This window comes from Micromonospora sp. CA-240977, assembly GCF_050942285.1.
Lineage (GTDB): Bacteria > Actinomycetota > Actinomycetes > Mycobacteriales > Micromonosporaceae > Micromonospora.
In genome coordinates this window covers 2,449,583-2,461,987 of record NZ_CP192055.1, presented here as the reverse complement: position 1 = coordinate 2,461,987, position 12,405 = coordinate 2,449,583, and the positions used below count along the sequence as shown (strand labels likewise).

The following is a 12,405-nucleotide window of genomic DNA, read 5'->3' as shown; positions in this document are numbered from 1 at the left end:
ACGCCCAGACCACAACCACGCCCTGACCACAACCACGCCCCGACCACAAACCCACCCAGACACCCGGCCACCCGAAGCCGCGGAACGACCACCCAGCCCCGACCGCACCCACCGACAGACCGAGCCGAGAGCAACCCGGACATCGGGGAGCACGGCTGGTTCAAGCGCCCGAGCCCGGGTAGCAGTCTCTCGAGACGGCGTGAGAAGGGACGAGGGACATGAAGGCACTGACCTGGCAGGGCAAGCGGGACGTACGGGTCGAGGAGGTGCCGGACCCTCGGATCGAGGAGCCGACCGACGCGATAGTCAAAATCACGTCGACCGCGATCTGTGGTTCCGACCTGCACCTGTACGAGGTGCTCGGGCCGTACCTGAAGCCCGGTGACGTCCTGGGCCACGAACCGATGGGCATCGTCCAGGAGGTCGGGTCGGAGGTGACCGGGCTCAAGCCGGGCGACCGGGTGGTGGTGCCGTTCAACATCTCCTGCGGGAGTTGCTGGATGTGCCGACGCCAGCTCTACGCCCAGTGCGAGACCACCCAGGTCACCAGCGAGGGCAAGGGCGCCGCGCTGTTCGGTTACACCTCGCTCTACGGTTCGGTGCCCGGCGGGCAGGCCGAGTACCTGCGCGTCCCGCAGGCCCACTTCGGCCCGATCGTCGTCCCGCAGACCGGCGCCGACGAGCGGTACCTCTACCTGTCCGACATTCTGCCCACCGCCTGGCAGGCCGTGAAGTACGCGGACACCCCTCCCGGTGGCACCCTGGCCGTCTTCGGGTTGGGTCCGGTCGGGCAGTTCTGCGCCCGGATCGGCCGCCACCTCGGCGCGGGCCGGGTGATCGGGCTGGATCTGGTGCCCGAGCGGCTGGAGCTGGCCCGCCGGCACGGCGTCGAGGTGCTCGACGTCCGTGAACTGTCCGATGTGCCGGGCGCGCTGATCGACCTGGTCGACGGGCGCGGCCCGGACGCGGTGATCGACGCGGTCGGGATGGAGGCGCACGGTTCGCCGGGGGGCAAGCTGGCTCACGCGGCCGTCGGGCTGCTGCCGGACAAGCTGGCCCAGACGATGACCGACCGGGTCGGCATGGACCGGCTGTCCGTCCTGCACGCCGCGCTCAAGGCGGTGCGCCGTGGCGGCACCGTGTCGGTCTCCGGTGTGTACGGCGGTGAGGCGGACCCGATGCCGCTGATGGAGATGTTCGACCGGGGCATCCAACTGCGGATGGGGCAGTGTCACGTGCGCCGGTGGACCGACGAGATCCTGCCGCTGCTCGCCGGTGACGACGACCCGCTGGGTGTGGAGGACCTGCGTACCCACCGGGTGCCGCTGGCCCGCGCTCCGCAGGCGTACGAGATGTTCCAGAAGAAGGAGGACGGCTGCATCAAGGTCGTGCTCGAACCGTGAGCCGGGTGGTGGTGGTCGTCGGCGCGAGCAGCGGGATCGGCCGGGCCACAGCCCGGACGTTCGCCGAGCGCGGCGACCGCCTGGTCCTCGCCGCCCGCGCCACCACCACCCTGGCCGAGGTACGCGCGGAGTGCGCCGACGTCGACGTGCTGACCGTGCCGACCGACGTCACCGAGGCGGGCGCGTTGGAAGCGCTAGCGGACGCGGCGATCGGTCGGTTCGGCCGGATCGACGTCTGGGTGCACACGGCGGCCGTGATGGCCTACGGGCGCTTCGACGAGTTGCCCGAACGGGTCTTCGACCAGGTGGTACGGACCGATCTGCTCGGCGCCGCCGGCTCGCTACGGGTGGCGCTGCGGCACTTCCGGGCCGCCGGGGCCGGCACCGTCATCCTCACCGGTTCGGTACTCGGGGACATCACCGCGCCGTACATGAGCGCGTACGTGGCCAGCAAGTGGGGCGTGCAGGGCCTGATCCGCACGGTGCAGCAGGAGTTGCGCGACACCCCGCGGATCCGACTGTGCCTGGTCAACCCGGGCAGCGTGGACACCCCCGTGTACCAGCAGGCCGCCAACTACCTGGGCCGGATCGGCCGACCCCCACCGCCGGTCGCCAGCCCGCAACGGGTGGGCCGCGCCATCGTGGACTGCGCGGACCGGCCCCAGCGCGAGGTCTCCGTGGGCCGGCTCAACATGCTGCTGCGCGCCGGCTTCACCGTGCTGCCGGGCGTCTACGACGTCCTGGTCGGGCCGTTGATGCGGCTGTCCGGCCTCAGTGGACGGTCGGTCGCGGCGAACGACGGCAGCGTCTTCGCCCCGAACCCGGCCGGCGAGGCGGTCCGTGGCGGCCACCTGCCCGACCTGCGGCAACTCGTGTCCGGGCCGGCCGGCGCGGTCGGCGCCGCGCTGCGCCGACGGCTCGGCTGATCTGTTCGGGACGGCTCGGCCGAACTGTTCGGGACCGTTCGGCATCGTTCGGGAGGACACTGTGGACCGATCAACTCGCCTAGGGTGGTGGGCCAGCAAGCGTTCCGGCGCACCACGATGGGGAAGACGGTTGACCATGCGATTGAACCGCAGAACGGCACTCGGGTTGGGCACGATGGCCACCGCCGGCACAGTACTGGGCGTCGCGGCCCCGGCGAGCGCCGCCCGGCGCACCGAGGCCGCACCGACCACGCCCGCCCGTGCCGCTCGGCGGGTCGCCTCCGTGTTCACCAAGCACAGCAGCGCCGCCGGCGGCAACTGGCAGGCGTACATCGGCGTGGCCGGACCGGCCGGCGCGCCGGTGGTCGCGGTGGCGGCCGACGCCGACCGGCGGATCGAGGCGTACAGCGTCAACAAGATCGCGGTTGCCACCGCCGTGCTCGACAAGGTCGACCGGGGGCTGCTCACCCTGGACCAGCAGGTCGAGGTGAGCGCGGCGATCGTCGTGCCGGGCGGTGACGGCATCTTCAGTCTGGACGGCGCGTACCCCAGCCGGGTGACCCTCGGGCACGTGCTGGCCAACCTGCTGACCGTCTCGGACGACACAGCGGTGCGGCTGTGCGGGCTGGTCGCCCCGGCGGCCGAGATCAATTCCATCCTGGTCGCCAAGGGCTTCCCGAACACCCAGGTCGAGCCGGTGGCCAACCCGAACCGGTTCTTCCTCGGCACCAGCACCCCCCGGGAGACGCACGACCTGCTGCGCGCCCTGGTCGGCGGCACGCTGCTCTCCCCCGCCTCGACGACGTACCTGTTGGGCATCCTTCGTTCCCCGGTGGCGTTCACCGACGGCATCCGGCGCACCATGTCCTCCGACGAACGGGCGCGCATCGCCACCAAGGCCGGCTGGTACGCCGACGCCCGGCACGAGGCCGGCGTGATCTTCGACCGCTCCGGCGCGGCGGTGCTCACCTACGCGCTCTTCGCCGACGGGCAGGCCGACCCGGACAACTTCGGCGCCACCCACCCGGCGGTGCAGGCCCGCGCCGCCATGGGCCCCACGTTCCTGGCCGCGGTGGATCGGATCGCGGGCACGGGCACGACGTTCCGGGTCACCGCCCGCCATCCCAGCAACGGCGGCTAGGTCACACCCCGCACCGTCCGGGTCGGTCGCCGCCGCCGGCGGCCGACCCGGCGTGGCAACCGGCGAGTCACGCCTTGCGCGGGTGACTACGGTGTAGGGCGGACTCGTCGGAGGGACGACAATGGCACGAGCGCGAAGCACTGACGTCGAACGGTCGCTCGGGCGGCGGATGCGGGGAGCAACCGGCCTGGCCGCGTTGGCCGGCCTGGCCTGGGTCGCCCGGGATGTGCCGGCGGCCCTCGGTGGCCGGCTCAGCGGGGCGCGGGCCGAACGGGCGGCCCGGTCGCCCCAGTTCCGCGGGGGCACCTTCCACAACCGGGGCGGCACCCGCACCACGGTCACCGAGCCGGGGCGCAACGTGCTCCGCGAGCTGATCTTCGGCAAGCAGAAGCGGCGTCCCACCGCGCCCGTGCCGCTGCTGCGGCCCGGCGCGTCGGAGGCCGCCGACACCGCCGACGAGCTCAACATCGTCTGGTACGGCCACGCCTCGACGCTTGTCGAGATCGAGGGCCGGCGGGTGCTGCTCGACCCCGTCTGGAGCGAGCGCTGCTCGCCGTCCGGCCTGGTCGGTCCGCGCCGGCTGCACGAGCCACCGGTACGCCTCGACGAGCTGCCCCCACTGGACGCCATCCTCATCTCGCACGACCACTACGACCACCTCGACATGGCCACCGTGCGCGCGCTGCTCGCCGGGCAGGCCGCGCCGTTCCTGGTGCCGCTCGGCGTGGGCGCGCACCTGGACCGCTGGGGCGTACCCGCCGAGCGGATCATCGAGCTGGACTGGTCCGAGTCGCACGAGGTCGCCGGTCTGAAGATCACCGCCACCGCCGCCCAGCACTTCTCCGGTCGCGGGCTGCGCCGCGACGGCACGCTCTGGAGTTCCTGGGTGGTGGCCGGAGCGCGCCGCAAGGTCTTCTACACCGGCGACTCCGGCTACTTCGACGGGTACGCGGAGATCGGCGCCGAGCACGGGCCGTTCGACGTGACGCTGATCCAGATCGGCGCGTACGACCACGCCTGGCCGACGATCCACATGTTCCCCGAGGAGGCGGTCACCGCCCACCTCGACCTGCGCGGCGGCCTGTTCGTCCCGGTGCACTGGGCGACGTTCAACCTGGCCCTGCACGACTGGTCCGAGCCGGTCGACCGGCTGTGGGCCGAGGCCAAGGCCCGCGACGTGCGGCTCGCCGTGCCCCGCCCGGGTGAGCGGGTGGTGGTCGACGAGCCGCCCGCCGTCGACGGTTGGTGGCAGTCGGTCGCCTGAGCGGGAGGCCGCTCAGAGCACGAACGCGTCGGTCCAGAGCGCACCGGACCGGCCGGAGAGCGCGTCCAGCATGGCCACCGCCTGACCGTCGGTGAGCTGCGCGACGAAATCCACGATGGCCCGGCCCCGGGCCCGACCGAGCCGGTCCGGGGTACGCGGGTGCAGCTCCGCCTCGGCCAACTCGACCAGGTCGTGCAGCCGGCGGGGCAACCGGGACTCCTCCTCCGGGTCGAGCAGCCACTCCCAGAGCGCCTCGACCAGGGTACCCAGCAGTCGGGCCTGGCCCCGCTGGTGCAGGGCGAGGTCCGGGCGGGCCAGCACGAAGCGGTGGTGGACGAACTTGAGCACCTGGACCTCGTGCCACTGCGCGCAACCCAGCAGCACGTGCCCGGAGCGCACCGACGGCTGGTCGGTCACCGTGATCGCCTCGACGAAGCGGGTGGACCAGCGGGCGGAGAACCGCGCCACGTACTGCTCGGCCTCGATCGAGCCGTCGAACGGCATCGCGAGCAGCCCGTCGACCAGCTCCTCGCGGACGTGCTCGACGGCCGCGGCGAAGGCGTCGTCGTCGGCGATCCAGGCGTCCTTGCGGTGCAACTGCCGACGGAGCCGCTCGATCGCGGCGCCGGGTCGTCGCGCCGCGGTGGCCAGCGCCGCGTCGGTGATCGCCCGCAGTTGCCCGCTCTCGCGCTGCCAGGCCATCAGCTCGGCGGAGACCGACCCCTGCTGGAGCACGCCGACCCGGTAGAAGTCCTCCACGTCGTGGATGGCGTACGCGATGTCGTCGGCGGTGTCCATCACGGACGCCTCCACGGTCTGCTGCCAGTCCGGGATGCGACCGGCGAACGGCTCCCGCGCCTGCCGCAGGTCGTCGAGTTCGGTGCGGTACGCGCCGAACTTCGACGAGCCGCTCTCCGGGTCGTCCGGCGGCGGGGTGGCGCCGCGCGGCGGCGGGTCCATCGTGCGTGGGTGCGGATCGGGGTGGTCCAGCCGGGTCCACGGGTACTTCAGCATCGCGGCGCGGACCGCGGCGGTCAGGTCCAACCCGGTGGTGGCGGCGCCCCGGATCTCGGTGCTGGTGACGATCCGGTACGACTGCGCGTTGCCCTCGAACCCGTCGGTGAGGCCGAGGCGCTGACGGGCCAGCCGGTCCAGCACCCGCTCCCCCAGGTGCCCGAACGGCGGGTGGCCGAGGTCGTGGGCGAGCGCTGCGGCCTCCACCACGTCGGGGTCGCAGCCGCCAAGCTTGTCCAGCAGGTCACGCGAACGGTCGTCGGTCGTCAGCCGCTCGGCGATCGACCGGCCCACCTGGGCGACCTTCAGGCTGTGGGTGAGCCGGTTGTGCACCAGCAGGCCCGAGCCGACCGGGCTGATGACCTGGGTGACGCCACCGAGGCGGGCGAAGAACGGTGAGCCCACGATCCGGTCCCGGTCGGCGCGGAACGGGTTGGCGGCGAGGTCGCCCAGGGCGCGGGCGCTGCCGCCGAAGAGTCGGCGGGCGCGCGGCTCCGCAGGTGTTTCCATGATCGCCACGCTAGCGCAGGCCCGGCGGGGCCGTCCGGGGGTCGCCCGGCACAATGCAGGGCGGTACCCGCTCTTGAAGGCGGATCGAGTCGAAGGCGGATCGAGATCGTGACCCAGTCTGTTCATCAGCGGATCGCCGACGAGCTCGGCGTGGCCGAGCGTCAGGTGCGGGCGGCCGTGGAGCTGCTCGACGGCGGCGCCACAGTGCCGTTCATCGCCCGTTACCGCAAGGAGGCCACCGGCCTGCTCGACGACACCCAGCTACGCACCCTGGAGGAGCGGCTGCGCTATCTGCGCGAGCTGGACGAGCGGCGGGCGGCGGTGCTGGAGTCGATCCGCGGCCAGGGCAAGCTGGACGAGGCGCTGGAAGCGCAGATCATGGCGGCCGACTCGAAGTCCCGGCTGGAGGACATCTACCTGCCGTACAAGCCGAAGCGGCGGACCCGGGCGCAGATCGCCCGGGAGGCCGGGCTCGCGCCACTGGCCGAGTCGCTGCTGGCCGACCCCACCCAGGACCCGCGGGCCACCGCCGCCGGCTTCGTGGACCCGGAGAAGGGCATCGCCGACGCCGCCGCCGCGCTGGAGGGCGCCCGCGCCATCCTGATCGAGACGTTCGCCGAGGACGCCGACCTGATCGGCACGCTGCGCGAGCAGATGTGGTCGCGGGGCCGTCTGGTGTCCCGGGTACGCGAGGGTCAGGAGGCTGCTGGCGCGAAGTTCGCCGACTACTTCGACTTCTCCGAGCCGTACCCGAAGCTGCCCTCGCACCGGATCCTGGCCATGTTCCGGGGCGAGAAGGAGGGCGTGCTCGACCTGACAATGGAGTCGGAGGAGGCCGGCGAGGCGGACGCGGCGCCGACCGGCCCGAGCCGGTACGAGGCGGCCATCGCCGGCCGGTTCGGGGTCTCCGACGCGGGCCTTCCCGCCGACCGCTGGCTGGCCGACACGGTCCGCTGGGCGTGGCGTACCCGGATCCTCATCCACCTCGGCGCGGACCTGCGGATGCGGCTGTGGCAGGCGGCCGAGGAGGAGGCGGTACGCGTCTTCGCCACCAACCTTCGCGACCTGCTGCTGGCCGCCCCGGCCGGCACCCGCCCGACGATGGGTCTGGACCCGGGTCTGCGAACCGGTGTGAAGGTGGCGGTGGTGGACGCCACCGGCAAGGTGCTCGCCACCGACACCATCTACCCGCACGAGCCGCGCCGGCAGTGGGACGCGTCGGTCGAGACCCTCGCCCGGCTCGCCGGGGCGCACGGAGTGGAGCTGATCGCGATCGGCAACGGCACCGCCTCGCGGGAGACCGACAAGCTGGCCGGTGACCTGATCAAGCGGCACCCGCAGCTCAACCTCACCAAGGTGATGGTCTCCGAGGCCGGCGCGTCGGTCTACTCCGCCTCCGCGTACGCCTCGCAGGAGCTGCCCGGGATGGACGTGTCGCTGCGCGGGGCGGTGTCCATCGCCCGCCGCCTCCAGGATCCGCTCGCCGAGCTGGTCAAGATCGACCCGCGCTCGATCGGCGTCGGCCAGTACCAGCACGACCTGTCCGAGGTGAAGCTGTCCCGGTCGCTGGACGCGGTGGTGGAGGACTGCGTCAACGCGGTCGGGGTGGACGTCAACACCGCCTCCGCGCCGCTGCTGACCCGGGTCTCCGGGATCGGCGCCGGCCTGGCCGAGAACATCGTGCTGCACCGGGACGCCAACGGGCCGTTCCGGTCGCGTACCGAGTTGAAGAAGGTGGCGCGGCTCGGGCCGAAGGCGTTCGAGCAGTGCGCCGGCTTCCTGCGCATCCCCGACGGCGACGACCCGTTGGACTCCTCCAGCGTGCACCCCGAGGCGTACCCCGTTGTGCGCCGGATCCTCGCCAGCACCGGTCAGGACCTGCGCTCGGTGATCGGTAGGAGCGCGATCCTGCGCGGGCTGCGGGCGACCGACTTCGTCGACGACCGGTTCGGCCTTCCCACCGTCACCGACATCCTCGCCGAGTTGGAGAAGCCGGGCCGCGATCCCCGCCCGGAGTTCCGCACCGCCACCTTCGTCGAGGGGGTGGAGAAGATCAGTGACCTGACGTCGGGCATGGTGCTGGAGGGCGTGGTCACCAACGTGGCCGCGTTCGGCGCCTTCGTGGACGTCGGAGTGCACCAGGACGGTCTGGTGCACGTGTCGGCGATGTCCCGGACCTTCGTGAAGGACCCCCGCGAGGTGGTCAAGTCCGGCGACGTGGTCAAGGTCAGGGTGCTCGACGTGGACGTACCCCGTAAGCGGATCTCGTTGACCCTGCGCCTGGAGGACGAGCCGGCCGCCGCCGGTGGTGGTCGGACGAGCCAGGAGGGCCGCGGCGGCCCCGCGCAGCGCGGACCGCAGGGTGGACGCGGCGGGCAGGACGGTCGCGGCGGGTCGGGCGGCCAGGGCGGGTCTGGTCGCGGCGGGTCCGGCGGCCAGGGCGGGTCTGGTCGCGGCGGCCAGGGCGGGTCCGGCGGTCGCGGCGGTCAGGGTCCACGGGGCGGGCAGCAGCGGCAGGGCGCACCAGCGCCGGCCAACGACGCGATGGCGGAGGCTCTGCGCCGCGCTGGATTGGCCTGATCCGTCAGCCGGCGTGAGGACGCGCCCGGGATGCCCCGCAGGGGCGATTATCCTCGGCGCCTCCCGGGCCCCGGACGCGCAGCGACCGACTGGTCGGGCCCTCGACGGGCACTGTCGAGCTGCCCCACCTGTGGGGCGGGGCGGGGCCAGCCACCAACACGCCTCAACCGCTGCCCGCCCACCCACGGCCCGGCCACACACCCGCAACGCCCCCGGTTCGGCGCAGATCTTGGACAGTTTCCGTTCGGCACGAACGGAAACTGTCCAAGATCTGGAGTTGTCGGCCGTTCCAGGCCAGCCCGCCCCAGATCTGGGGCAGCTCGACAGGGTGCGTTGAAGGTTGGGGTTCGGAGCGCGACCATCCGTGACCGTGTCAGCCAGCGGCGACGAGCGGCGACGTACGGGCCGCCCTCGCCGTCAGCGGCGAACTCACCGACACCGTTGCGCTCGCCGAGGTGTGGGACCGGTGCCGGGAGGCGCCCCGGGACGACCCGGCCGACGTGTGGATCCACGCCGACCTGATGCCGGGCAACCTGCTGGTGCGCGACGGGCGGCTGGCCGCGGTCATCGACCTGGAGTCGGTAAAGGTCGGCGACCCGGCGGTGGATCTGATGCCGGCGTGGAACCTGTTGGACCCCGGGTCGCGGGAGACGTACCGGCGGGCGTTGGGGGTGGACGACGCCACCTGGGAGCGGGGCCGCGGCTGGGCCCTGGGGCAGGCGATCAACGCGCTGCCGTACTACGTCGACACCAATCCGGTGATGGCCGGCATCGCCCGGCACACCCTGCTGGCCGTCCTCGACTGAGTCGGTTCGCGTACCGTCGGCTCGTGGGTGAGGACGACGACCGCGAGTGGCGGGAGCGGCAGCGGCAGGCGGTGCGGGCACACGCCGACGCGGACGCGCGGCGAAGGGCCACCGAGCAGGCGGAGGCGGCGGAGTTGGTGGCCTGGTTCGTGGCCGAGGCGACCCGCCGAGGGCTGCCCACCACCCGGCTGGTGGCCCGGGGCTACGACGGGCGCGGGCACTACCGGACCAGGCTGACCGGCTGGTACGTAGACCGGGCCGGCACTCGGGCGGTGGACGTGGCCGGCCGGTTCCATCTGTTGACGGTGCCCGGCGGCGTGCGGGCCCGGCTGTTCGGCGTCGACCCGCAGCCCAGCCCGGCGCCGTTGGTCGTCGGCGCGGGAGGCCGCGACGGCGAGTCGATCCCGTTGCGGACGCTGCTCACCCGGCTGCTGGACGGCGGGACCGGCGGGCCAACTGCCACCACCAGGCCTGCTGCACCACCAGGGTGAGCAGCCCGGCCAGGACGATCGCGCTCAGGTTGATCACCAGTTGCAGTGCCGAGCCGCCCGCCTCGTCCCACACCCCGTAGGCGGCGGCGACCGCCACGTTCGCCGCGGCCGGCACGGTGGTCACCGAGATCAGCACCCCGACCAGGCTGCCGGACTTCTTCGACGTCAACGACAGCATGCCGGCCACACCCGCGAGCAGGCCGACCACCCAGGACAACGCGTCCGGCCGCCAGATGAAGTCGGTGAGCGGGCGCTCGGCGAGCAGCATCTCCCGGCGGACCAGGCCGGCGGCGTTCAGCGCCCACGTGCTGAGCACTGTCGCCACCATGGCCGCCAGGAAGCCGACCAAGAGCGCCTGCACCGACCGGCCGATCACCCCGAGCCGGCGGCGCAGCAGTGCCACGCAGAGCGCGGCGAGGGGGCCGAACTCCGGACCGACCACCATCGCCCCGACGATGAGGATCGGCTGGTCCAACAGCACACCGATACCAGCGATCATGGTCGCCACCACGATCAGGACGAGGTACGTGCCGGACAGTTCGGTCTGCTCGCCGGTCTTCGCGGCGATCTCGTCCCAGACCACCGCGTCCGCGCCGCTGCCGGGGGCCCGGCGGGCCGCCCGCTCGGCCGCGCGCGAGAGGGTCAACTCCACGTCGTCGGCCGCGATGCCGCCGCTGGTGTCCACCCCGATCCGCTGCAGACCCTGGAACACCTGGTCGGCGCTCTCCCGTACCACGTCGCAGAGGATGAGATCGCCTTTCGGCTGCCGGGCGGCACCGGGCAGCACGGCCAGGTGCGTCACCCCCGCCGCCGCGGTCAGCAGGTCGACGACCTCGGCCGACCGGTCGGCCGGGGCAATCACCCTCAGGTGCAGCACTCGTTCTCCCAGGTGTGGACGTATCGCCAGCGCGGCCGGCAGCACTCTACCGGCCCCGGCCGGCGGACTGTCGAACGCGAATCCCGAACGGGTGCATTCATCGCATTGTCGGCGAAACCACGCCTTCGGCCCCATACCGACCGTTACAACAGTTGTGGTCTTCCCTACCGTCCGATCGGAGGCGCCATCCGTGGATCTGATCCACCACCGTCCGCCAGTGGCGCGCAGCGGCGGGCCCGGCGTGACCGACCCGGTCTTCCTCTCCCCGCCCGACGTCGGCGAGTTGGAGGAGTCCTACCTCCTGCGCGCCATCCGGGCCGGGCGCTTCGACCCGGACGGCCCGGAGCTTGACGCGTTCGAGCGGGAACTCGCGGCACGGGTCGGCGTCGGCTACGCGCTGGGGCTCTCCTCCGGCACCGCCGCGCTGCACCTGGCGTTGCTCGCCGTCGGCGCGGGGCCGGAGACGGTGGTGGTGGTGCCCACGCTCACGTTCGCCGCCACCGCCAACGCGGTCACCTACACCGGCGCCGAACCGGTCTTCGTGGACTGCGACTCGTCCACCGGCAATCTCGACGTCGACCTGCTCGCCGACCTGCTCGGCCGTCTCGTCGACGCGGGCCGACGGGTCGCCGCCGTGCTGAGCGTGGACCTCAACGGCCGGTGCGCCGACTACGACCGGTTGCTGCCGCTCTGCGCGGCCACCGGTGTCCCGGTGGTGGAGGACGCCGCGCAGGCGCTCGGCTCGACCTACCGGGGGCGGTGTGCCGGCACGTTCGGCCGGGTGGGGGTCTACTCGTTCAGCCACAACAAGGTGCTGACCACCACGGGCGGCGGGATGCTGGTCTCCGACGACCCCGCGCTGGTCACCCGAGCCCGGCACCTCGCCACCCAGGCCCGCGAGCCGGTGTCGCACTACGAGCACCGCGACGTGGGCTACAACTACCGGCTCAGCACGTTGCTGGCCGCGCTCGGCCGCGCCCAGCTCACCCGCCTGGACACCATGATCGCCCGGCGGCGGGCACTGCGCGACAGGTACGCCCGGCTCTTCACCGGCGTGCCCGGCACCCGGATCCTCGGCGCCGGCGACCCCGGCGCGAACTGCTGGCTGACCTCCGTCGTGGTGGAACCGGAGCGGACCGGCTGGCAGCCCGGTCAGCTCGCCACGCACCTGGCGCGCCACGGCGTGGAGTGCCGCTCGATGTGGAAACCGATGCACCGCCAACCGGTGTACGCCGACCGGCAGGTCGCCCACACCGGTGCCGCCGACCGCCTCTTCGCCACCAGCCTGGCCCTGCCCAGCGGCTCCGCCCTCACCGACGACCAGGTGGAGCGCGTCATCGCCGCGATCGCCGAGTTCCTGGACGGCCACCGGTGACGCGGCCCTACGACACCG

General features: G+C 72.8%; 10 protein-coding genes. 8 read left to right on the top strand and 2 right to left on the bottom strand.

The genetic code is table 11. From position 1 onward, the window contains the following. The first annotated feature begins 218 nt into the window (after positions 1-218). From ACQPWW_RS11360 to ACQPWW_RS11345, 4 genes are all read left to right on the top strand, one after another. Complete coding sequence (locus ACQPWW_RS11360) at positions 219-1,403, top strand: zinc-dependent alcohol dehydrogenase (protein ID WP_433131830.1); 1,185 nt, start codon at positions 219-221, stop codon at positions 1,401-1,403. Continuing rightward, positions 1,400-2,329, top strand: a complete 930-nt coding sequence (locus tag ACQPWW_RS11355; protein WP_433131828.1) for an SDR family NAD(P)-dependent oxidoreductase — start codon at positions 1,400-1,402, stop codon at positions 2,327-2,329. The genes ACQPWW_RS11360 and ACQPWW_RS11355 overlap by 4 nt, the downstream gene beginning before the upstream one ends. A 136-nt stretch (positions 2,330-2,465) precedes the next feature. Beyond that, the gene (locus tag ACQPWW_RS11350; RefSeq protein ID WP_433131826.1) at positions 2,466-3,470 is read left to right on the top strand and encodes a serine hydrolase; all 1,005 of its coding nucleotides are present in this window, start codon (positions 2,466-2,468) and stop codon (positions 3,468-3,470) included. 121 nt (positions 3,471-3,591) lie between these two features. Further along, a complete protein-coding gene (locus ACQPWW_RS11345) occupies positions 3,592-4,734 on the top strand; it encodes an MBL fold metallo-hydrolase (protein WP_433131824.1) in 1,143 nt (380 codons plus the stop codon). A 12-nt stretch (positions 4,735-4,746) separates the two neighbouring features. Here ACQPWW_RS11345 and ACQPWW_RS11340 read toward each other — a convergent pair whose 3' ends face one another. Next, on the bottom strand, positions 4,747-6,258 hold the full coding sequence (locus tag ACQPWW_RS11340) for a deoxyguanosinetriphosphate triphosphohydrolase family protein (RefSeq protein ID WP_433131822.1): 1,512 nt from the start codon (positions 6,256-6,258) through the stop codon (positions 4,747-4,749). A 108-nt stretch (positions 6,259-6,366) separates the two neighbouring features. Here ACQPWW_RS11340 and ACQPWW_RS11335 point away from each other — a divergent pair, with 108 nt between their 5' ends. The 3 genes from ACQPWW_RS11335 to ACQPWW_RS11325 all read left to right on the top strand — a co-directional run bounded on the left by ACQPWW_RS11335 (position 6,367) and on the right by ACQPWW_RS11325 (position 10,135). Next, on the top strand, positions 6,367-8,838 hold the full coding sequence (locus tag ACQPWW_RS11335) for a Tex family protein (protein WP_433131820.1): 2,472 nt from the start codon (positions 6,367-6,369) through the stop codon (positions 8,836-8,838). 455 nt (positions 8,839-9,293) lie between these two features. Continuing rightward, entirely contained in the window at positions 9,294-9,644 is a 351-nt protein-coding gene (locus ACQPWW_RS11330; RefSeq protein WP_433131818.1) for a phosphotransferase, read from the top strand. Positions 9,645-9,667: 23 nt separating this feature from the next. After that, positions 9,668-10,135: a hypothetical protein gene (locus ACQPWW_RS11325; RefSeq protein WP_433131815.1), complete on the top strand. Its 468-nt coding sequence runs from the start codon at positions 9,668-9,670 to the stop codon at positions 10,133-10,135. Here ACQPWW_RS11325 and ACQPWW_RS11320 read toward each other — a convergent pair. After that, entirely contained in the window at positions 10,065-11,012 is a 948-nt protein-coding gene (locus tag ACQPWW_RS11320) for a DUF389 domain-containing protein (protein ID WP_433131813.1), read from the bottom strand. The two genes, ACQPWW_RS11325 and ACQPWW_RS11320, sit on opposite strands and share 71 nt — an antisense overlap. 217 nt (positions 11,013-11,229) lie before the next feature. Here ACQPWW_RS11320 and ACQPWW_RS11315 point away from each other — a divergent pair, with 217 nt between their 5' ends. Then, a complete protein-coding gene (locus ACQPWW_RS11315) occupies positions 11,230-12,387 on the top strand; it encodes a DegT/DnrJ/EryC1/StrS family aminotransferase (protein ID WP_433131811.1) in 1,158 nt (385 codons plus the stop codon). The last annotated feature ends 18 nt before the right edge of the window (positions 12,388-12,405 follow it).